This window comes from Vibrio fortis (assembly GCF_024347475.1).
GTDB lineage: Bacteria > Pseudomonadota > Gammaproteobacteria > Enterobacterales > Vibrionaceae > Vibrio > Vibrio fortis.
On sequence record NZ_AP025487.1, the window covers coordinates 983354 to 1005417 of the forward strand.

Genomic DNA, 22064 nt, shown 5'->3' on the forward strand with positions numbered 1-22064 from the left:
TGATTACGCGAGTGCCTTCTTCATTTGATCTGCGACTTTATCGACTTTACCTAAGCCGATGATAACCTGCAGTCCACCCTTACCTACCGGGACCACACCTGCAGCACCAAGCTTCTTCAAGGCTTCGCTATCAGCTGCTGACGAATCTTTCACAGTCAGACGCAGGCGAGTGATGCAGTTGTCGACTTCAAGAATATTATCTGCGCCGCCAATTGCTTCAATGTAGTTGTGGGTTAGGTTAACCAAGGCTTCTGGAGATTCATTTTCACCCTCGGTTTCCATCTCTTCACCGCGACCCGGCGTACGTAGGTTGAACTTGATGATGGCGAAGCGGAAGATGCCGTAGTACAGCGCGAAGAATACGACACCTTGAACCAGTAGCATGTACCATTTCACCGCAAGTGGGTTTTGGCTTGATAATACAAGGTCAACGAAACCGGCAGAGAATCCAAATCCAGCGATCCACTCCATGCTCGCCGCAATATAGAGCGACAACCCCGTCAGTACTGCGTGGATTAAGAAGAGTACTGGCGCTAGGAACATAAAGCTAAATTCTAAAGGTTCTGTAATACCCGTGAAGAATGACGCCATACCAGCAGCTAGCATAATGGCAAAGACTTGGTTCTTATTTTTTGCATCAGCGCAGTGGTACATCGCTAATGCTGCCGCAGGTAAACCAAACATCATGATTGGGAAGAATCCAGCTTGATACATGCCCGTTTTACCCGGAATACCCGTACCGTTTGCTATTGATTGTGCGCCGCCTAGGAAATTCGGAATATCATTAATTCCCACAACGTCAAACCAGAACACGGGATAAAGAGCGTGGTGCATGCCTACGGACAGGAACAAGCGGTTGAAGAAGCCGAACAGACCAGCGCCAATTGCACCCATACTTTCAAGTTTTATACCTAGAATGATCAGTGCATCATACACAGCAGGCCAGATATAAAGCAGAGCGAACGAGAGCACCATACCAGCCAGTGAGGTTAGGATTGGTACAAGACGTTTACCACTAAAGAAAGCGAGCGCTTGTGGTAGCTCAACGGTTGAGAAGCGATTGTAGATTTCGGCAGAAATAATCCCGATGACGATGCCGACGAATTGGTTGCTGATCTTGTTAAACGCAGCTGGGACGTCACTCATTTCGACGTTAAGCAGCTGGGCAATTGAGCCCGGTGCGAGTAAGGTTGTCACAACAAGGAACATTACGAAGCCAGAGAGCGCAGCTGCACCGCTTTTATCACGACTCAATCCAAACGCTACACCCACCGCGAATAGTACTGCCATGTTATCGATGATGGCACCGCCAGATTTGATCAAGAATGCCGCTAAGATGTTTTCGGAACCCCAGCCAACAGGGTCGAGCCAATAGCCAATCCCCATAAGAATGGCAGCGGCAGGCAGTGTCGCAACGGGAACCATTAGCGCCTTACCAACTTTTTGCATGTATCCGAGTATATTCATATAAACCCCTAATAGGTATTAATCATTTTAATGCACTAGTGATTGAGTACTTTTTGAAGAAAGGTTGATATCACTAGCAATTTAAGAATCTTTGAATATTAGAAACTTATTTAGCGATGCAAACAAACGAAACGAGTAGTATCATGGATTAAATTTTTTAATGGGTGATGACGATGGCAAACCAACAGTTACTGCTTAGAAACCTGCACACATTTAACCTTGTTGCGAAGACAATGAGCTTTACGTTGGCAGCACAAGAGTTGCACCTTACCCAAGGGGCGGTAAGCCATCGAATTAAGGTGTTGGAACAGGAGCTTGGTTTTAGTTTGTTTGTAAGGGGAACGCGAAAGCTCGAGTTGACCAGCGAAGGCTATCGCTTTCAGTCCACGCTTTCTAAATCTCTTCGCAATATCTTCTCTGAGATTGATGAGATCAATGCCACTGAAATGGAAGGGGAACTCAACATTGCCACGTCGAGTGGCTTTGCCAGCGGTTGGTTAGTTCCTCGATTAGCTGATTTCAAAGCCAAATATCCCAAGTTCAATGTCAACTTGTTTGCCCATGAAGAGCAGCAGGATTTTGAGCATAATGACGTTGAAGTCGCAATTTATTTTGATTCAAAAGAGCGAACCAATGTATATCGCAAACGTCTTTTGGGTGAGAAATATATCCCGATATGCTCACCAAAATACGCCAAACAGCACAACCTCTACCAAGGTGGTTTAGAGTCACTCAAGCACATTAATTTCATTCACGCCAAAGGGTCAAACTCATGGCAACGTTGGATGGACTATATGAACTTAGATATTGATATCTATAAGCAGTACTACGGTGTTAGCCACCGAGAGATGGGATTTCTTGCGGCCGAGAACCATTTAGGAGTCGCGATGGGACGCTATCATTTTGTGAAAGATGCGATTGAATCTGGCGTTTTGGTTACACCATACCCAAGTTTGGAAACTTCCTCTGGCTATGATCTTTTATGTCCAATCGGCACCGAGAATCGACCTAAAATTCGAACCTTCATTAATTGGGTAGAGGGAGAGCTGAGCTAGGTTAGTTGATTTAGAGATAAAATAGTTCAAAACAGAATTTATTATCTTTATAACTATCTATCATAATGAAGCCTAATTCTAAGGGACTATTGAATAAGGCTTCAGACATGAAAATTGCGCTTATCTTTGCGGTACTGCTGCAAATAGGACAGGCACTTATTTCTCACGGGCTGACTCGCTCTCTTGCTGAGCTGACAGCGTTTGTGTTGGTAGTGGTGTTAGTGATGATGCAGAGAAAGGAAAAACAGCCTAAAGCGACACTCACGCAGCAATAGCCAAGATACTATTTATACGGCAAGCACCCTGAAAATCTCTACAGCAAGAGCCCTGAAAAGAGAACCCTCACCATTGTGGTAATAATGGTGAGGGTTTTTCGTTCTTGATCCACCTGTCTTTGAGCTTGGCGTTTTTAGGTTAAGCGAACAGTAACCAACTTAACGATCCAACAGAGATTAACACCCACATAGTGATGCCAAACATAAGTGGTTTAGGCCCTGCAGCCTTAAGCTTTTCAACCGAGATGCCACAGCCAATCAAGAATAGGCAGACAACCAATGCACGCTTCGAAATATCAAAGATTCCCTGATATACGACCTCGAATTGAGGCAATAGATCGCTTATCGCAATCGCGGCACAGTAAAAGAAAATGAAGTAGGGAATGGTGATCTTCTTTTGATCGCTCTTAAAGATCATGGCACTCACTAAAGCAATTGGAATGATCCACAGTGCACGAGCCAGCTTCAATGTCGTTGCTGTTGTTAGCGCTTCTTCGCCATAAGCGGATGCTGCGCCCACTACAGAAGAGGTGTCGTGAATAGCGATTGCTGCCCATGTGCCGAAGGTATGTTGGCTCAGCTCTAAGGCGTGACCAATCATCGGGAATAGGAATAGGGCAATAGAGTTGAGTACAAATACTGTTGCTAGGGCCAAGCCAATTTGCTCGTCATCCGCTTTGATCGCGGGAGCAACGGCGGCAATGGCGCTACCGCCACAGATAGCGGTACCGGAAGAGATAAGATAGCCGGTTGTGCGATCAAGCCCCATGCGCTTTGCTAAGAACCAACCGATGACGAGAGTGCCAATAATGGTTGTGACAATAAGGCCAATACCGTCACCGGTCACGGCTAGCGCTTTCTCGAATTGAATCCCAAATCCCAATCCGACAATGGAATAAGCAAGTAACTTCTTAGTAATCTTGCCCACTTCAAGATTGCTAGGAACGAAGCCCAAACTCGCCAATAGAAAGCCGATAACAAGCGCGGTAGGAGAACTCACCCAAGGTGTGAGGCAGAAAAAGGCTGCAAGATAAAAAGGAATGCTTTTGTTGAAGCTCATAGTGGTGTCAGTATTTATTATTAGATTGAGTTAGAGAGCACTATACGTTTAAATTTTCGATAAGTAAGTCTAAATGAACTGAACAAACGTTTAGAAAAACTGAACGTTTGTTTTTGGCTCTACTATGACGGCTATATTGTGTCTGTGTTAGCGAAAATCGCCGCGAATCTCGATAACTTTTTGGCGTAACACTTCACAAGAGGCTTGCTTGGGATCGATAGCATCACCTGCTTCAATCTCCAATTTAGTCCAAAATCGAGTTGGCAGCCCTTTGCAAGCCCGGCCTTTGAATCGGCTGAAGTAACTGCCCCACAGGCCCTTTAATGCCATAGGAATCACTGGAACGGGTGAGCGCTTTATAATAAGTTCCATACCTCGCATAAACTCACCAATCTCTCCATCAGATGTCAGGCGCCCCTCAGGGAAGATACAGACGATGTGGCCATCATGTAGAGCTTGTTCGACTTCATTAAATGCGTTGCGAATAGAGCGGCGATTTGTTGCTGAAATCGGAATTACTCCAGCACGTTTCAAGAATCGACGGATAGGTGGAAGCTTGGCGTAATCCTCTTCCATCACAAATCGAATCAAACGAGGACAAACGGCACTCAGTAATAGCGCGTCCATATAGCTTACGTGGTTACAAATAATCAACGCACCGCCCTTTTCTGGCAAGTGATGTAGATTTTTATGTTTCACGCGATACATAGTATGAGTAACAACCCAAGTGAAAAACCTGAATGCGTAGATAGGCACTTGATAGACGAGGTACAGCACCACTAGCGTGTTCATTGCGGCTAATAAGATGAATAGCTCGACAATGTTCAGTTCCAATAAGCTTAAGCAGACAATGCCAAGTACTGCACTACCCACCATAAATAGCGAGTTGTAGATATTTAGCCCTGCGATAACCTGTGCTCGTTCGTTCGGTTCCGCTCTAAACTGCATCAGGGCATAGAGAGGTACAATGAAAATACCGCCGGATATACCAAGAAGCAGCAAATACGCGAACAATGGCCATAACTCTGAATGACCAACAAATTGATTGAACGACTCGAACTGAGGCAGGTTTTCAGGAACGGCTAGTGCCATTAGAAGACCAAACAACGAAATACCGAAGCTCCCCATTGGTACGATGCCAATCTCGATACGGTGATTCGAAAGTTTGTCACACGCTAATGAACCGATAGCAATGCCCACCGAGAACAGCGCTAGCAAGAAAGCAACGGCACTCTCAGTACCATTTAGGTGAATCTTAGTAAAATTTGGGAACTGGGTGAGGTAAGCCGCACCCAAAAACCAGAACCAACTGATCGCCATTAATGCTTGGAAGGTTGGTCGATCTTTTTTCGCGATCTTTAAGGTTTGGCGAGTAAGTGCAATTGGTCGCCATTTGATCTTCATGTCTGGAGCATTACTTGGTGCATTAGGGATAAAACAGCTCGCGCCGTATCCCATCACAGCAAACAGCACAATACAGACAGCGGCAACGATCTTTGCACTTTCATGTGAGGCGATAAGCCCCGCGCCTAATGTACCGATTAGGATAGCTAGGAAGGTTCCGGTTTCAACTAAGGCGTTGCCAGACACTAATTCTTTTGGTTCGAGTTGCTGGGGAAGCAGTGCGTATTTTACTGGGCCAAAGAAGGCACTTTGCGTCCCCATAAGGAACAGAAGAAGCAGTAAGATACCGTAGCTTTCGTAAATAAAGCCAATCGCACCCAGGGACATGATGAGAATTTCGAGCAGCTTTACCTTACGAATAAACCATGACTTTTCGTATTTATCTGCGAGCACCCCCGCGAGGGCGGAAAATAGGAAAAATGGCAGTATAAACAGACCAGCGGCAAGGTTTATGAAGAGGTTACTTGAAATCGGCAATGTGTCGACGCTTGCGAATGCAACAAAGAGTAGCAACACATTTTTGAAGATATTGTCGTTGAAGGCCCCTAAAAACTGGGTAATAAAATAGGGTAGGAACCTTTGTTGTGTTAACAGCGAAGACTGGCTGCTGCTCTTCATGTGCGAACCTTGTTCATGTGCGACCTTATTCATTTGCCACTTTAATGGCTTACCAATTGGTTAAGTAATTTGATAATAAGTTATTAATCAGGTCTTTACCATCAATTGGCTCGGAAGCGAAGAACTTGTCATCGACGCTAAGCAGTGTAATGCCATGTACGCCAGACCATAGCACTCGGCTCGCTTTTAATACTTCGTTTTCGGTGTGATGAGGCGCAATAGCCAGCAATAATTGCTCTAACATGCCTGTCATCTTATCGATGCGGCTTGATTGCCATTGAGGTAGGTTTTCACCGTTCATGTTGTGCTCGAACACGAGCTGCCAACGATTTGGATGCTTAAGAGCAAAATCGTGATAGCAGTATGCCAGATTAAATAGCGCATCTTGAGGGTTGCTTGATTGCTCGACGGCAACGCCAGCTTCAGCTGAAAGTTCATCTAGTGTTTTCGCAACCACATGCAAAAGCAGCAGATTGTAGTTACCAAATACATTCACGAGCGTGCTCGGCACATATCCGATCATGTTTGCGATTTTGCGTAGGCTTAACTCATGATATGAGTGTTCCTCTAAAAATTGAGTCACAGTGTCTAATGTGAGTTGAACTAACTGTTCGCGAGTATGATCGTTTCTTCTGGCCATGATGTATTTCTATTAATGAACAACGTTCAATATTTTAGTCTCCGCCTCTAGTAGGCGTCAATGCTATTGCTCAATAGTGGCTAAATTAATCTCAGCAATATTATGATACATGTGTAGCGGCTGTGAATATTTCATTGTTCATTGTTAACGAGTATGATTAAAGAGTCGAAAGATAAAGAAACCTATAAAGGATAACAATGAAACGATTTTTCTCACTAATCGCGATTATGATGGTATCAGTCGCGGTGACACCAATCGCAGAAGCGAAAAAGTTTGGTGGTGGTAAGTCATTTGGTAAGAGTTTCAAAACGGCTCCCGCTCCTAAACAACAACAGCAAAACACAAATTCGATTAAGCAAGACCAAGCTGGCAAGACAAATACAGCAGGCTCAAGCAAGAAAGGCTTGATGGGTGGTATCCTAGGCGGGTTACTGGCTGGTGGCCTTTTAGCAGCGTTCTTCGGTGGCGCTTTTGAAGGTATCCAGTTTATGGATATCTTGATCATGGGCTTGATTGCGTTCCTAGCATTCAAATTCCTACGTGGCATGTTGGGTGCAAAACAGGGCTCAATGAACCAGCAACGCGGCCAACAGCCAGCGTTTGGTGGTATGGGTCAAAACAAATTTGAGCAACCACAACAGCAGCCAAACGTTCATAACTTTGAACAAGCACAACCTCAATCACAAGGTACAGCAGGTGGCTTTGGTTTTGGTGCACAAAGCGATGTTCCTCATAACTACCCACCGGGCTTTGACCAAGCGGCATTCATTAATGGTTCTCGTGAGCACTACCGTACCCTACAAGGTGCTTGGAACCACAATGAACTGAATACGATTGAAGAGTACGTATCGCCAAGCCTGTTTGAAGATCTAAAAGCAGAGCGTAGCAAGCTTGAAGGCGAGCAACACACAGACGTGATGTATGTAGACGCAGAAATCGTTCGCGCTGACCATGATGGCAGCAAAGCGCAATTGAGCCTTCAATTTAGCGGTCGCTACCGTGATTCAGTTGAAGGTATCGAAGAAGATATTACTGATATCTGGCACTTAGAGCGTGACCTTACTGCTCCAAATGCACCTTGGCTGATCGTTGGTATCCAAGGTTAATTAATCCAATTTTGTGATTATATTGAGAGCCCTTGCTGTTATGGCAAGGGCTCTTTTTTGGTAGGAAATCATCTTTGAAGCTAGGGAATATAGTTCAGAGTATGGTTGTGCAGACTTCCCCAATCATAGATCTCAAATTGCAGCTGATTGTCGGTACTTTTCTTGAGAGTAATGATCTCTTCAACGCCACTGGTACCATCGTAGTAACTACCCCAAGGTCCATCAGAAAATTGGTCGCGCAGCGTTTCGGATTGAACACTGAGCTTAAGCGATATTGAATCTGAGGGTTCTCCATCACTAATGAACTTATAACCACCCGTCTTGACGGATTCGGTCTTAAACACGTTCTTCCCATTAACACCACAATCGCCATTCTGGTAGGTTACTTTGGTTAAGGTGTAGCTTTGTTTTGATAAAGTAAGTTGATAACGAGCGTCATCTGTTGGAGCTGGTGAACAGGTGTTGGCGGTTTCTTGCCAAGTACCATAAAAGGCATCAATACCAAAAGCACTGTGTAAGTCTTTCCAAGGGCTTTGCTCATCAATCTCAATAGTTGCGGGAAGTGTTGCTGTGACCTCACCATCTTGGTCTCTAAATTGGTTGAAGCCATCGAGTGAGAGCTCTGTTGGGGTCGTGACAGACGCGCTGGTATCTTTGATCTTGATGATACCAATGCTCGGTGTAAACCAAAGTTCTTGCCTTAATGGAATTTGGTTCAGATCAATCGCTCCGTATGTTGGCGAGTAAACCGTCACATCAAACCCTAAGGTAAACTCAATATGTATTGCTTCATAAGAACCATGCTGAGTAACAAGGGTCTCAATACCGTGGTTTTTCCAGCTTGATAACACGGTGGTATATGCTGGACCTGGGTTCGGTGTAATTGTTGTGGTGACGTCGCTGTAGCCTGCATCTGTTCTTTCTCCCAACTCGGCATAAGGTGGGAGTAAAAGAAAGGGAGCAGTAGAGAGATCAAATTGAGCACTATAAAGGGTGCCATTAACCATAACTTGGTTGAAGGTTAACCCGTCGAGGTACAGTCTTTGATCTTTATATTCAAAGAATTGCTTGAATCCGCTATGTGGCCAGTTCAGCGAAAATGTTTCACTGCCATCTGTATGAACCGTGACTGGAGAGCTTGTGACTTGATAGCTTTGTCCGGTGCTATCGTCGCTGTATGTCCAAGTCGCTCCATTTTGTGCAGGTAGGTATTCATTGGTAGAAATAGCAGACGATACCGGGGTAGAAGGAGAACTGGATCCTCCGCCACCGCATGCTGTTAATCCGATAAGACACAGACTCATCATTATCCAATGGGGATTACTCATGGTTTCTTTCCTTGCTTAGCCTAAGTGATATTGTTCGTTTAATTAGTATTTGCAAGGGAACTCTATGCTCATTGTTTTATAAAATATTGATATGTATCAATGGATTAATAAGGTCTTTGCACGCTAGGGGATGTGTGATGAGAAGTCTTAAATGCGTCAAATTTTGTAGGTCTACAAAACTTGAACCAAATCTATGTTTGAATTGAGATAGATAGAGCGGATGTAGATACAAAAAAAGCCAACTCAATGAGTTGGCTTTTCGATCTCTTAAGAGAATATGGTGGAGGGGGACGGATTCGAACCATCGAAGGCGGAGCCGGCAGATTTACAGTCTGCTCCCTTTGGCCACTCGGGAACCCCTCCAGGGTGTTTTCCCCAGTCTTTAAAAGCTAAAAGCAATTAAAACATAGGCTCAATTGAAGTTTTCCCAACGATTCAATCGAGGTTTTCTTATCTCTAAAGAGCTAAGAAGAATATGGTGGAGGGGGACGGATTCGAACCATCGAAGGCGGAGCCGGCAGATTTACAGTCTGCTCCCTTTGGCCACTCGGGAACCCCTCCAGGGTGTTTTCCCCAGTCTTTAAAAGCTAAAAGCAATTAAAACATAGGCTCAATTGAAGTTTTCCCAACGATTCAATCGAGGTTTTCTTATCTCTAAAGAGCTAAGAAGAATATGGTGGAGGGGGACGGATTCGAACCATCGAAGGCGGAGCCGGCAGATTTACAGTCTGCTCCCTTTGGCCACTCGGGAACCCCTCCAGGGTGTTTTCCCCAGTCTTTAAAAGCTAAAAGCAATTAAAACATAGGCTCAATTGAAGTTTTCCCAACGATTCAATCGAGGTTTTCTTATCTCTAAAGAGCTAAGAAGAATATGGTGGAGGGGGACGGATTCGAACCATCGAAGGCGGAGCCGGCAGATTTACAGTCTGCTCCCTTTGGCCACTCGGGAACCCCTCCAGGGTGTTTTCCCCAGTCTTTAAAAGCTAAAAGCAATTAAAACATAGGCTCAATTGAAGTTTTCCCAACGATTCAATCGAGGTTTTCTTATCTCTTAAAGAGTTAAGAAGAATATGGTGGAGGGGGACGGATTCGAACCATCGAAGGCGGAGCCGGCAGATTTACAGTCTGCTCCCTTTGGCCACTCGGGAACCCCTCCAGGGTGTTTTCCCCAGTCTTTAAAAGCTAAAAGCAATTAAAACATAGGCTCAATTGAAGTTTTCCCAACGATTCAATTGAGGTTTTCTTATCTCAAAAGAGTTAAGAAGAATATGGTGGAGGGGGACGGATTCGAACCATCGAAGGCGGAGCCGGCAGATTTACAGTCTGCTCCCTTTGGCCACTCGGGAACCCCTCCAGGGTGTTTCCTATCTAAAATAGGCTCAATTGAAGTTTTCCCAACGATTCAATTGAGGTTTTCTTATCTCTTAAAGAGCTAAGAAGAAATATGGTGGAGGGGGACGGATTCGAACCATCGAAGGCGGAGCCGGCAGATTTACAGTCTGCTCCCTTTGGCCACTCGGGAACCCCTCCAGGGGTGTTTTCCTATCTCTCAGTGGATAGGCTTAAGAAATGTTTTTCCCAACGCATCTCTCAAGTGCGGAGCGCATCATAGCAAACACGTTTAACCTGTAAAGAGTTTTTCTTATGGTTTTGTGTTGAATGCTGCCTTTTTGGGCAAAGATAGCGAAAAGTGCGCGTTTTGCTCGGTAAGTGAACATATGTTCTGGCTGTACCGTATTGCCATCCTAAATTATCAAGCCCGTAATCGACGTTACAAGAACAGATAATTGAGGCTTCCTGACATTTAATCAGGGAACTCACTAAGAGAAAACCGTGAATGTCAGCGCAATTTAGCGACATTTACACTTCTTGACGTTACTCGTTGCAATCAGTTGATAGAATACGGTTAATTACTTTATAGAGATCTTGAATCTAACTTACAGACTATCGTTATGAAACATAAATCCATTTTATCTCTACTTAGCTTATCTATCATCTTGGCGTCTCCAGCCGTAGTGGCTAAGCGCATGGGACCGAGCGCGGTTACGGTTGTAACGGAGCAGGTCGATATTCATCAAGTCAATCAGTCACTTTCACTCGTCGGTAAGCTAGAAGCGGAACAGTCGGTGATCATCTCTTCAGAGATTTCAGGCAAAGTGGACTCTATTCACGTCAAAGCTAACCAAGATGTTAAAAAGGACCAGCTGTTAGTTCAATTAGACGATGACAAGGCGAAAGCTGCGGTTGCAGAAGCAAAAGCATATCTAAAAGATGAGCGTCGTAAATTGGCGGAATTTGAACGCTTAGTAAAAAGAAACGCGATTACACAAACCGAAATTGATGCGCAGAAAACCAGTGTAGAGATTGCACTGGCAAGACTGGCAGCAGCAAACGCTAATCTAAAAGACCTTCATATCTCAGCCCCTTTTTCTGGCACCGTTGGTTTTATCGACTTTAGCCGAGGAAAACTCGTCAGCTCAGGTACTGAGCTGGTGACTTTGGATGACTTATCTGTGATGCAGTTAGATCTTCAGGTGCCAGAGCGTTATTTAGCAATGCTGTCTAAAGGCATGACAGTCACAGCACGAACCAGTGCGTGGGGTGATACTGAATTCTCAGGTACAGTTGTGGGTATTGACTCTCGCATCAATACGGAAACGCTGAACTTGCGTGTGCGTATTCACTTCGATAACCCGAATGACTACTTAAAGCCGGGTATGCTCGTTTCTGCTGAGATGGACTTCCCAGCGGTTGAAGCCCCAATTATCCCTGTACAAGCTCTGCAATATTCAGGGACCAAGCGTTACGTTTATGTTGTGGGCGAAGACAACAAAGCGACGCGTACTGAGGTCTTCCTAGGCGCTCGTATCGATAATGAAGTGGTGATCGAGAAAGGCATCAATATTGGTGACAAGATCGTTGTTCAAGGCATTGTAAATATGCGCGACGGTGTTCAAGTACAAGAACTTGGTGTGACAACGTCTGCAAAGCGTGAGCCTCAGCAAGAGGAAAGCAACTAATGCTGTTATCTGATGTATCAGTAAAAAGACCGGTAGCGGCGCTGGTTCTCAGTTTGCTGCTAGTGGTGTTTGGTATCGTTTCGTTCAGTAAGCTTGCCGTGCGAGAAATGCCAGATATTGAGAGCCCAGTTGTTTCGATCAGTACCCGTTACGAAGGCGCGTCTGCGACGATTATTGAAAGCCAGATAACCTCTAATCTAGAGGATCAGCTCTCAGGTATCAGCGGGATTGATGAAATTGAGTCGACCACTCGTAATGGCTCATCACGTATCACTATTACCTTTGAACTAGGCTACGACCTAAATACGGGTGTGAGTGATGTTCGTGATGCGGTCGCCCGTGCCCAGCGCTCGCTTCCTGATGAAGCCGATGATCCGATCGTTTATAAGAACAACGGCAGTGGTGAGGCATCTCTATATATCAACCTCAGTTCAACTGAAATGGACCGAACTCAGCTGACGGATTACACCGAACGTGTGCTTGTCGACCGGTTCAGTCTGATCTCGGGCGTTAGCTCGGTGGATATTTCAGGTGGTCTCTATAAGGTTATGTACGTCAAGCTCAAACCTGAGCTGATGGCAGGTCGAGGTGTGACCGCGACAGACATTACCACAGCGCTTCGTAATGAGAACATTGAGAGTCCAGGTGGTGAGGTTCGAAACGATGCAATCGTGATGTCTGTGCGAACTGCACGTTCATATACTCAAGCTGAAGACTTTGAATACTTAGTTGTTAAACGTGCATCGGATAAATCCCCGATCTACTTAAAAGATGTTGCGGACGTTTATATTGGCGCTGAGAACGAAAACTCGACCTTTAAGAGTGACGGTATTGTAAACGTTAGCATGGGTATCGTGCCGCAATCGGACGCGAACCCGCTTGAAGTTGCTGATTTGGTTCATAAAGAAGTTGAGAACATCCAAAAGTTCCTACCGGATGGCACGCGACTAGCGATTGATTACGATTCAACTGTCTTTATCGACCGTTCAATCTCTGAGGTTTATAGCACCCTATTTATCACTGGTGGCTTAGTTATCTTAGTGCTGTACGTGTTCATCGGACAAGCGCGCGCAACCTTGATTCCTGCGGTTACTGTGCCTGTATCGTTGATTTCATCTTTCATTGCAGCTTACTACTTTGGTTTCTCTATCAACCTAATCACGCTTATGGCACTGATTCTGTCGATTGGTCTGGTTGTGGACGATGCGATCGTAGTGGTTGAAAACATTTTCCATCACATTGAGCGCGGTGAATCACCACTTTTAGCCGCTTATAAAGGGACACGTGAAGTAGGTTTCGCGGTTATAGCAACCACGTTGGTTCTGGTGATGGTATTCCTACCAATCTCGTTCATGGACGGTATGGTTGGTTTGTTGTTTACCGAGTTCTCGGTATTACTGGCGATGTCGGTGATCTTCTCGTCATTGGTGGCATTGACGCTGACCCCAGTTTTGGGCAGTAAGATCTTAAAAGCGAACGTAAAACCAAACCGCTTTAATCACTTTGTAGAGCGTGTATTCGGTAAGCTAGAGAAGGGTTATCGCAGTGTATTGCGTCGTGCTCTGGCTTGGCGATGGGCGGCACCGATCATTATTCTGTCGTGTCTCGGCGGTAGCTACGGCTTAATGCAGCAAGTGCCTGCTCAACTGACACCTCAAGAAGATCGTGGTGTGATCTTTGCGTTTGTTCGCGGTGCGGATGCGACCAGTTATAACCGTATGTCGGCTAACATGGATCTGGTTGAAGAACGCTTGATGCCGTTGCTTGGCCAAGGGTTTTTGAAGTCATTCAGCTTGCAGTCACCAGCGTTTGGCGGCAATGCGGGTGACCAAACCGGCTTCGTAATCATGATTCTCGAAGATTGGAATGAGCGTGAAGCGACGGCTCAAGAAGCGCTCGGTCAAGTAAGAAAAGCGCTAACGGGGATTCCAGACGTACGTATCTTCCCATTTATGCCGGGATTCCGTGGTGGTTCGAGTGAACCTGTTCAGTTTGTTCTTGGTGGCTCTGATTATCCTGAACTGCAAAAATGGGCAGAGACCCTCAAGCAAGCTGCTGAAGATTCGCCAATGATGGAAGGCGCAGACATCGATTACTCAGAGAAAACCCCTGAGCTATTGGTGACGGTTGATAAACAGCGTGCCGCAGAGCTTGGTGTGAGTGTTTCAGATATCTCAGACACACTAGAGATCATGCTCGGTGGTAAAAGTGAAACGACCTTCGTTGAGCGCGGTGAAGAGTACGATGTTTACCTGCGTGGCGATGAGAACAGTTTTAATAACGCCAATGATCTCAGCCAGATTTACATGAGAACCCAATCAGGTGAACTGGTCACGCTTGATACGTTAACCAAGATAGAAGAGGTGGCGTCATCCATTCGTCTGTCTCACTACAACAAGCAGAAATCGATCACTATTAAAGCCAACTTAATGGATGGCTACACATTGGGTGAGGCGCTTGATTTCCTTGATGAGCAGGCCATTGAGATGCTACCAGGTGATATCTCGGTGAGTTACTCCGGTGAGTCTAAAGACTTTAAAGAGAACCAATCGAGCATTCTTGTGGTGTTTGCTCTAGCAATGCTGGTCGCTTACCTAGTATTAGCGGCGCAGTTTGAAAGCTTCATCAACCCGCTAGTTGTGATGTTCACTGTTCCGATGGGGATCTTTGGTGGTTTCTTAGGTTTGGTGCTGATGAGTCAAGGGCTGAACGTATATAGTCAGATCGGTATGATCATGCTGATTGGTATGGTGACTAAGAATGGTATCTTGATTGTTGAATTTGCAAACCAACTGCGTGACCGTGGTATTGAGTTTGAAAAAGCGATTGTTGATGCATCTGCTCGTCGCTTACGACCAATCATGATGACGGCCTTTACTACGTTAGCGGGTGCGATTCCATTGATTACCTCTACAGGCGCAGGCTACGAAAGCCGAGTGGCCGTAGGTACGGTTATCTTCTTTGGTATGGGCTTTGCGACCTTGGTAACGCTGTTTGTTATCCCGGCTATGTACCGCTTGATCTCTGGCGCAACACGATCGCCAGGTCATGTCGAAGCTGAACTTAATAAAGCGCTGAGTCACGACACTGTAGGTCGAACTTCCCACGGCTAATCAATGATTAGAGTGCTTATCTGATAAAAGCCTGCTTTTGCTCCTAGCGAACAGCAGGCTTTTTTTGTATAACAACAAGGCTCAATAAAATAGAACAGAATAAGGAACGCAAAGTGGCTGAATTCAAATACAAAAATTTGTCCCAAGAAGAACAAGATAAGCTGGATGCGGCGACTTTTCGTCGTTTGCTTGCACACCTAGATGACAATAAAGATGTACAGAACATCGACCTTATGATCTTGGCGGGTTTCTGCCGTAACTGTTTCAGCAAGTGGTACAAAGCAGAAGCTGAACAGCAAGGTCTAGACATCGACATCGATGATGCTCGTGAGCGTGTTTACGGCATGACTTACGATGAGTGGAAACAGAACCACCAACCAAAAGCAACGCCAGAGCAGCTAGCGGCTTTCGAAGCGAAGCAGAAGCCAGAGTAAGTATTCTCGTTGAATGAAAAAAAGCGGCATGAAGAGATTCATGCCGCTTTTTTGTTTCAAGCTTTTTGTACAAGCGATAGTTTTATAGCTCGCCAGTTTGGTTAAACACTTTTAGTCTTTCTGTGTACGGCTGAATATCGCCGATGTTTTCACGCACCCATTCGTCATCAAAGTAGGTGTCTAGGTAGCGTTCACCGCTATCACACAACAGAGTCACGATAGAGCCTTTCTCACCACGCGCTTTCATCTCGCTTGCTAACTGTAATACACCATACATATTGGTACCTGTGGAAGCGCCGACTTTACGACCAAGTAACTCTGACAACCAGTGCGTTGTCGCAATGCTTGCTGCATCTGGAATCGTGCGCATCTCATCAATCACGCCTGTGATAAAGCTAGGTTCCACGCGTGGACGACCAATTCCTTCAATCTTACTGCCCTTGTCACCAGTTAGGTCGACATTGCCTGTTTTAAAGAAATCGTGGAATACCGAGTTCTCAGGATCAACAACACAAAGTTGAGTTTCATGTTGTTGGTAACGAATGAAACGACCAATCGTTGCAGATGTACCACCCGTGCCCGGACTCATCACCACCCACGCAGGGATAGGGTGATCCTCCATTTGCATCTGGTTGAAAATAGAGTTGGCGATATTGTTGTTACCGCGCCAGTCTGTAGCACGTTCTGCGTAAGTGAATTGGTCCATGTAGTGGCCATTCAACTCTTCAGCAAGGCGACGAGACTCAGCGTAGATTTGATCAGAGCGATCGACCAAGTGAGCTTGACCACCGTAGAATTCAATCTGTTCAATCTTTTTCTTCGCTGTGCATTTTGGCATTACTGCGATGAAAGGTAGACCAAGCAAGCGTGCAAAGTAAGCTTCAGATACCGCAGTGCTACCAGATGATGACTCTATGATAGTGGTCTCTGGTCCTACCCAACCATTACAAATCGCGTATAGGAAAAGCGAACGCGCCAAGCGGTGCTTAAGAGATCCCGTTGGGTGTGTACTTTCATCTTTTAGGTAAATATCGATGCCTTCAACGCTCGGTAGATCGAGTTTGATAAGGTGAGTATCAGCAGAACGTTGATAGTCTGCTTCGATTTTGCGGATGGCATTATTGATCCATTTATGGTCAGTACACATAGGGCATCTCCAGATATTTGACGTTGTTATTTTTATGTTTGCTATGTCATTAAATTAGCGAGATCTGCAGAGAAAAACTTTGCTATATTTACTGCATATTGACGACTAAGTAGAAAAAAATTCTCTTTTATAGGCTTTTATTAAAAATATGATCGACGCCACGGACAAAAAAATACTGCGTCTGCTACAGCAAGACAGCACACTGTCACTCAACGATATCGCTGAAGCGGTCAACCTAACCACCACCCCTTGTTGGAAGCGTCTGAAGCGCCTAGAAGAAGAGGGCGTAATCGAAAAACGTGTTGCACTACTTAACCCTGAAAAGCTCGACCTTTCGTTTACCGCTTTTGTTTTGGTGAAGACCAGCGATCACTCGCATGAGTGGTATGGGCGTTTTGTTGGTACAGTCTCTGAGTTTCCGGAAGTGATGGAGTTCTACCGAATGGCCGGTGAATATGACTATATGCTCAAAGTACAAGTCAGAGATATGAAGTGTTTTGATGAGTTTTATAAGCGTCTAGTGAACAGTGTTGATGGCTTGTCGAATGTCACCTCAACATTTGCGATGGAGCCTTTAAAATACACCACGGCACTGCCACTATAATTACTGCCACTATAATGAATAGAGAGCGCACTGTTTAGTTGCAGTTATGGCTAACTTACGGAACAAGCAAGGGAAAATAAGGACGTTTATGCAAGCAAAAATCTCAATGGCCATTCAGTTGATATTGGCGACGGCGATTTTTTATTTGGGATACAGCATCTTCGCTTTTACCAATAAGGTGGGGGAGGTAGTGGACACTTACCCGCAGGTGATCGATGACCTATCTGTCGTCACTGAAGATTTGAAAGTGGATGAGTGGTTGGCATTCGCTGAGCACATTGATGAACTTGCTCCGGAGGTATTGGCCACCGTTGAGGCGGTACGACAAACCGTTGAACAAGTAAATCAAACAGTTGCTTCGGTTGATAGTAAGATTCCGTCTATCTTGTCAGAAGTGAAAAATGTTCGCACAGACACCGTGCCGACTGTGCTACAAGAAATAAAGGTACTGCGAACAGATGTGATACCTCCGACTCTGAACGAAGTGACGCGTTACCGAGTGGAAGTGGTGCCTCCTGTACTGGCAGAAAGCCAAGCCTACCGTGAACAGGTTATTCCTGTAGTCGTTCAAGAGTCAGCTCAGCTAAGAGCGGATGTCCCAGGTATTTTAGATCAGGCAACGGAACTGGTTGATAAGAGTAAAGTGTTGGCACAAACCGCCACACAAGGGGCTGTAGAAGGCACCGTGAAAGGCGTGGTACTGTCACCGATTAACCTGATTCGCGATGCAGGGAATGGGATTAAGACTCGTGTTCAAGGTGAAGAGGAAGTGCCCGTAGCAGAATAGGTAGTCGAATAATTAAGAACATGAAAAAGGGCTTGAGTAGTACTCAAGCCCTTTGTGTTTACGAATGCTTGCTAAGAATCAACGAAAATTACTTAGTAAAACGCATTACACCTTCTTGAACCGCTGTTGCGACCAATTGACCTTGCTGGTTGTAGATCTCGCCTCGAACCAGACCACGAGTATTACTCGCCGTAGGGCTCTCAATGGCGTACAGCAACCACTCATCCATCTTGAATGGACGATGGAACCAGATTGAATGGTCAATGGTGGCGACTTGGAAGTTCGGCGTCATCAATGAAACTTCATGTGGATGAAGCGCCGTTACTAAGAAACCCCAGTCAGAAGCGTAAGCCAATAGGTATTGGTGGATAAGGTGATTGTCTGGTATTTCGCCATTAGCTCGCACCCACAAGTATTGCTTAGGTTCCGCTTTCTTAGGTTTGAGTGGATTTACTACCGTGACTGGACGCATCTCGATAGGCTTCTCGCCACAGAATGTCTTTCGAAGTTTCTCCGGTAGGAATTCGGCGATATGGCTAGCCAGTTCAGTCTCTGATGCAAAGTTCTCAGGCCCCGGAATATCAGGCATGGTATTTTGGTGTTCAAAGCCTGGGGCATCGCCATGATAAGAAGCGGTCAGATAGAAAATTGGGCGACCATTTTGAATCGCCTTAACGCGGCGAGTACTAAAGCTACGCCCGTCTCTTAAATTCTCTACGTCATAAATAATCGGTTTCTCTGGATCGCCCGGATATAGGAAGTAGCTGTGAAAAGAGTGAACACTGCGATTCTCTTCTACCGTGTAGCGAGCTGCAGACAACGCTTGTCCAAGCACTTGCCCACCGTAAACCTGCGGTAAGCCAAGATTTTCACTCTGTCCTCGAAACAGACCCTCTTCCAATTTTTCTAGCTGAAGTAAACTTAGTAGTTCTTTTAGTGGTTGACTCATTGCCAGAGTACCTCTTAATAAAATGAGAGCAGGTTAAAGGGTTAACCAAATCGCTCAGTCAAATATCTGTCAATAAATCATAGGGTTTCAAGACAGATTATGAAAGCTCTCTTATAATTACGATTCAGTTTTGCTATATCCAGCAAACACATTGAGAGAAAAATCGTATGAAAAAGGCTTTATTAATCGCAACGTCTTTAATTTCATTTGGCTTCCTTGCTGGCTGCCAATCTACGGAGCAAAGCGAAGCTCCACAACAAGTTGTCGCGGAGAACATGAAAATGGTGACGGGTACAGTGAGCTACCGAGAGCGTATTGCTCTGCCTGAAAACGCTCTTGTTACTGTGACACTTGAAGATATCTCACTGGCTGATGCACCATCTAAAGTGCTAGCGACTCAAGAGTTCACAACGGATGGTAAGCAAGTACCGTTTGCTTTTGAATTGAAATATGATGCCAGCCAGATCAAAGACAATCACCGATACAACGTGCGTGCGACCATTCATGTCGATAGTAAGCTACGTTTTACGACGGATACGATTGCACCTGTGATCACGGATTCAGCTAACACTGAGTCACTGGATTTACGCTTGGTTGGTGTACGTTAATTCCTTGTTCTTGAAAAGAATAAACGGAATGAAAAGCAATGGCAGCATTATGGCTGCCATTTGTATTTTCTGAGTTTGATTTTTCCTGCCTCACTCACTTCAATACCTTCGGCTTCCAAATGACGTTTTTGTCGTTCGAAGTCCTCGCCTTTTAGCGAAATCTCTCCTTTACTATTAATGACCCTAAACCAAGGAAGCTGACTTCCCTCTGGTAAATTACCCAAAGCTTTGCCTACGTGACGCGCATAGCCTGGAAAGCCTGAAAAACGTGCTATATCTCCATAAGTTGTTACTTTCCCATAGGGAATTTGGTGAATTACTGCAAAGATTTGGGGTAAAAATTGGTCCATACTAAGTGTTCCTAGTTCATTAATACCACGGATCGGTAGAAGGAGAGAGCTATGGTATTTTCAACGTTTCAATTCTTAGTGACAACTCTGTTAGCGGTTGTCTGTGCCCGAGCTATCAGTTTAAGCGACGGTGACATTCCTGTTTTGGCTATGGTGATCCCTGCGCTATGGATTTTGCCGCAAGGGGGAGTAGCAGGCTTAGCACTGCTTGCATCAATGACCATTTATGGCTTAACCCTACCAATGCAGCCGATCACCTTGTCTGTGAGTGCTTGGGTACTGTTTCCTCTACTTATGGTCGTTTTCTCGCGCCGCAGTAGCTTATCGGTAGTCGTAGTTTCTGGGCTCATCGTTACGACGCTACAAGTCGGCATTATGGTTACTCAATCCGCGGGCAAGCTTGATGGTACGCCTTGGGTAACGGTTCTTCAAACGCTATCCATTATGGTTATCTGGTGGGCGGCGAATCATCTCAAGCCTGCTAGCCGACACAGCTGGTGGTCATTGTTTTTAATATTGCCACTCTGGATAGCAGACCTACCTTATGCAGCATTAGTCGCGTTGTGCGTAACGGGCATCATGGCGTCAATGGAGGCGATGACTAAGCTCAAAACCTTCCGTTGGAATAAACTGTTGTGCTGGACATTGCCGACGGCTGGCTTTGCAGCTCTGGTTATCACTCCAAGTATCGAGGTACCAAGCCCAGTATTTGTGGTTTGGCTCTGCTTGTTGGGCACAGCATGGATGACCGATTACATTATTCGAACGGAAGATAACGAAGACATCGATATCTAAGCCAGTGAATAGCACATACGTCGCGATCTCCTATCTTGTTCGCTTCGCTTTAATCGCAGGTAAATGACCAATTTACCTGCGATTTACTCATGGTTTGAATAAAGGATAAGCACTTAGACCACAATTGCTTAAAAAGAAAGGTCAAGGGCTTGCAATGGATGCCGGGATGCTTAATAATCCAATCACTCTTTGAGGCAAGCCTCTTAGAAAACGAATCTATGGGGGCCTGGTCCTCCCGCAACAATAGCTCGTGAACTCGGTCAGGTCCGGAAGGAAGCAGCCGCAGCGAGTGACTTGTGTGCCGGGATGTGGCTGGGTTCCCACCCTTTAAAAAAGCCGCTCTTCATGAGCGGCTTTTTGCTTTCTGCTTGCAAAATTCCCCTCTAATGTTATCCATCCCTTTGGTTAGAAATTGTTTTCTCTTGCTCTGTAGGCTTGGTATTCCTTTATACCTTGAGTAAGATGACCCGAACCCCCTTAGTTTTTATGGAATTATGACTGAGTTATTTGAGCAAAAAAATTTGCAGCCTTTGTACATTCAAGTCGCGGGAGAGTTAAAACGCGAGATTGATAAAGGCACTTATCCTGCGGGCAGTAAGCTACCGTCTGAAAATCAGCTGGTGGATCTGTTGAAAGTCAGCCGTGTTACGGTGCGTAAAGCGTTGCAGCAGCTCAATGATGGCGGTTATATCTTTTCAGAGAAAGGCAAAGGCAGTTTTGTTAAATCCAATAAGCTGCGTCATGACTTTTTATCTATGTCTGGTTTGGCGCAAGAGGCGGCAGGTGCGGGTCTAGAAGCGACCAATATTGTCGATGCCTTTGAAGTGCAACCTGCGGATGAGCTTGTCGCTAAAAAACTCAATATCATTGTTGGGGAGCCTGTTAATTTCGCTCGTCGTTTGAGATTAGTGAATGACCAAGTCGTCTCATTTGAAGAGTTCTACATCCCCCGAGTGCTACTTCCCAACCTGACAAAAGACGATCTCAAGGGATCAAAGTTCGAATATTTGAGTCGTCACGGTATTGAGATGGTCAAGACGCAACAAAAGCTGTTACCGGCACTGCCTGACGTGACGGTTCAGCAATTTTTAGACGTTGGAGAGCTTGATCCCATCTTGATCAACCAGTCTCAGAACTTCTATGAAGAACAGAAAATATACGAGTACTCAACGGTTTATTATAAGTCTAGTCTGTATGACTTTGAGATAACCGCACGAGTTTAGAGAATGTCGAATAGCCCACGTTTGTGGGCTATTTTTTTATCTATAGGTTTTGAATGTAAGCAATCTTATGCATTTCAGGTA

At 45.3% G+C, this 22064-nt stretch carries 19 protein-coding genes, 7 tRNA genes and 1 other RNA gene; 12 read left to right on the forward strand and 15 right to left on the reverse strand.

The features are described from left to right. Positions 1-3 precede the first annotated feature (3 nt). Entirely contained in the window at positions 4-1449 is a 1446-nt protein-coding gene (gene nagE, locus OCV50_RS04455; RefSeq protein WP_261904120.1) for an N-acetylglucosamine-specific PTS transporter subunit IIBC, read from the reverse strand. A gap of 191 nt (positions 1450-1640) precedes the next feature. Between nagE and OCV50_RS04460 the strand changes: the two genes are divergently transcribed. Together OCV50_RS04460 and OCV50_RS04465 are read left to right on the forward strand one after the other, a co-directional pair. Continuing rightward, a complete protein-coding gene (locus OCV50_RS04460) occupies positions 1641-2522 on the forward strand; it encodes a LysR substrate-binding domain-containing protein (protein WP_239842500.1) in 882 nt (293 codons plus the stop codon). A gap of 107 nt (positions 2523-2629) precedes the next feature. After that, complete coding sequence (locus OCV50_RS04465) at positions 2630-2797, forward strand: hypothetical protein (protein ID WP_239842499.1); 168 nt, start codon at positions 2630-2632, stop codon at positions 2795-2797. Between the two features lie 139 nt (positions 2798-2936). Here the strand turns inward: OCV50_RS04465 and OCV50_RS04470 are convergent, their stop codons facing one another. The 3 genes from OCV50_RS04470 to OCV50_RS04480 all read right to left on the reverse strand — a co-directional run bounded on the left by OCV50_RS04470 (position 2937) and on the right by OCV50_RS04480 (position 6519). Next, positions 2937-3857, reverse strand: coding sequence for a YeiH family protein (locus tag OCV50_RS04470; protein ID WP_261903799.1), 921 nt, complete (start codon positions 3855-3857; stop codon positions 2937-2939). Positions 3858-4004: 147 nt separating this feature from the next. Then, entirely contained in the window at positions 4005-5879 is a 1875-nt protein-coding gene (locus OCV50_RS04475) for an MFS transporter (protein WP_261904121.1), read from the reverse strand. 49 nt (positions 5880-5928) lie between these two features. Then, positions 5929-6519, reverse strand: a complete 591-nt coding sequence (locus tag OCV50_RS04480; protein WP_239842497.1) for a TetR/AcrR family transcriptional regulator — start codon at positions 6517-6519, stop codon at positions 5929-5931. A 197-nt stretch (positions 6520-6716) separates the two neighbouring features. Between OCV50_RS04480 and OCV50_RS04485 the strand changes: the two genes are divergently transcribed. After that, positions 6717-7625: a Tim44 domain-containing protein gene (locus OCV50_RS04485; RefSeq protein WP_239842496.1), complete on the forward strand. Its 909-nt coding sequence runs from the start codon at positions 6717-6719 to the stop codon at positions 7623-7625. An 80-nt stretch (positions 7626-7705) separates the two neighbouring features. Here the strand turns inward: OCV50_RS04485 and OCV50_RS04490 are convergent, their stop codons facing one another. The 8 genes from OCV50_RS04490 to OCV50_RS04525 form a co-directional block, all read right to left on the reverse strand. Then, a complete protein-coding gene (locus tag OCV50_RS04490) occupies positions 7706-8953 on the reverse strand; it encodes a hypothetical protein (protein ID WP_261903800.1) in 1248 nt (415 codons plus the stop codon). A 278-nt stretch (positions 8954-9231) separates the two neighbouring features. After that, a tRNA-Tyr gene (locus OCV50_RS04495) sits at positions 9232-9316 on the reverse strand. A 113-nt stretch (positions 9317-9429) separates the two neighbouring features. Next, positions 9430-9514: transfer RNA gene (locus OCV50_RS04500), tRNA-Tyr, on the reverse strand. Positions 9515-9627: 113 nt separating this feature from the next. Beyond that, positions 9628-9712, reverse strand: a tRNA-Tyr gene (locus OCV50_RS04505). A gap of 113 nt (positions 9713-9825) precedes the next feature. Next, positions 9826-9910: transfer RNA gene (locus tag OCV50_RS04510), tRNA-Tyr, on the reverse strand. Positions 9911-10024: 114 nt separating this feature from the next. After that, positions 10025-10109, reverse strand: a tRNA-Tyr gene (locus tag OCV50_RS04515). A 113-nt stretch (positions 10110-10222) separates the two neighbouring features. Beyond that, positions 10223-10307 (reverse strand) — tRNA-Tyr (locus OCV50_RS04520). A 91-nt stretch (positions 10308-10398) separates the two neighbouring features. Further along, a tRNA-Tyr gene (locus OCV50_RS04525) sits at positions 10399-10483 on the reverse strand. Positions 10484-10905: 422 nt separating this feature from the next. On the opposite strand from OCV50_RS04525, the gene OCV50_RS04530 reads away from it, so the two are divergent. The 3 genes from OCV50_RS04530 (at position 10906) to OCV50_RS04540 (ending at position 15520) form a co-directional block, all read left to right on the forward strand. Beyond that, entirely contained in the window at positions 10906-11973 is a 1068-nt protein-coding gene (locus OCV50_RS04530; protein WP_261903801.1) for an efflux RND transporter periplasmic adaptor subunit, read from the forward strand. Continuing rightward, positions 11973-15086 (forward strand): vibriobactin export RND transporter permease subunit VexH, encoded by a 3114-nt coding sequence (gene vexH, locus OCV50_RS04535; protein ID WP_261903802.1) that lies wholly within the window; start codon positions 11973-11975, stop codon positions 15084-15086. Before OCV50_RS04530 ends, vexH begins: the two co-directional genes overlap by 1 nt. Before the next feature lie 113 nt (positions 15087-15199). After that, on the forward strand, positions 15200-15520 hold the full coding sequence (locus OCV50_RS04540; protein WP_261903803.1) for a DUF1244 domain-containing protein: 321 nt from the start codon (positions 15200-15202) through the stop codon (positions 15518-15520). An 82-nt stretch (positions 15521-15602) separates the two neighbouring features. Here the strand turns inward: OCV50_RS04540 and OCV50_RS04545 are convergent, their stop codons facing one another. Further along, entirely contained in the window at positions 15603-16667 is a 1065-nt protein-coding gene (locus OCV50_RS04545; protein ID WP_261903804.1) for a PLP-dependent cysteine synthase family protein, read from the reverse strand. A 148-nt stretch (positions 16668-16815) separates the two neighbouring features. On the opposite strand from OCV50_RS04545, the gene OCV50_RS04550 reads away from it, so the two are divergent. Then, positions 16816-17271 carry an Lrp/AsnC family transcriptional regulator gene (locus OCV50_RS04550; RefSeq protein ID WP_032549577.1) on the forward strand — a complete coding sequence of 152 codons (456 nt, stop codon included), beginning with the start codon at positions 16816-16818 and terminating at the stop codon, positions 17269-17271. A gap of 88 nt (positions 17272-17359) precedes the next feature. Then, positions 17360-18058, forward strand: a complete 699-nt coding sequence (locus OCV50_RS04555) for a hypothetical protein (protein ID WP_261903805.1) — start codon at positions 17360-17362, stop codon at positions 18056-18058. Positions 18059-18146: 88 nt separating this feature from the next. Here the strand turns inward: OCV50_RS04555 and tesB are convergent, their stop codons facing one another. Next, positions 18147-19007, reverse strand: coding sequence for an acyl-CoA thioesterase II (tesB, locus tag OCV50_RS04560; protein WP_261903806.1), 861 nt, complete (start codon positions 19005-19007; stop codon positions 18147-18149). Positions 19008-19174: 167 nt separating this feature from the next. Between tesB and OCV50_RS04565 the strand changes: the two genes are divergently transcribed. Next, positions 19175-19615, forward strand: coding sequence for a YbaY family lipoprotein (locus tag OCV50_RS04565; protein WP_261903807.1), 441 nt, complete (start codon positions 19175-19177; stop codon positions 19613-19615). 47 nt (positions 19616-19662) lie between these two features. On the opposite strand, the gene OCV50_RS04570 is transcribed toward OCV50_RS04565, so the two are convergent. Beyond that, positions 19663-19965: a DNA base-flipping protein gene (locus OCV50_RS04570; RefSeq protein WP_261903808.1), complete on the reverse strand. Its 303-nt coding sequence runs from the start codon at positions 19963-19965 to the stop codon at positions 19663-19665. A gap of 51 nt (positions 19966-20016) precedes the next feature. Between OCV50_RS04570 and OCV50_RS04575 the strand changes: the two genes are divergently transcribed. The 3 genes from OCV50_RS04575 (at position 20017) to OCV50_RS04585 (ending at position 21983) form a co-directional block, all read left to right on the forward strand. After that, positions 20017-20760 (forward strand): VP0952 family biofilm-associated protein, encoded by a 744-nt coding sequence (locus OCV50_RS04575; RefSeq protein WP_239842464.1) that lies wholly within the window; start codon positions 20017-20019, stop codon positions 20758-20760. Positions 20761-20984: 224 nt separating this feature from the next. After that, an RNA gene (gene ffs, locus OCV50_RS04580) (signal recognition particle sRNA small type) lies at positions 20985-21081 on the forward strand. 173 nt (positions 21082-21254) lie between these two features. Then, the gene (locus tag OCV50_RS04585) at positions 21255-21983 is read left to right on the forward strand and encodes a GntR family transcriptional regulator (RefSeq protein ID WP_239840497.1); all 729 of its coding nucleotides are present in this window, start codon (positions 21255-21257) and stop codon (positions 21981-21983) included. The last annotated feature ends 81 nt before the right edge of the window (positions 21984-22064 follow it).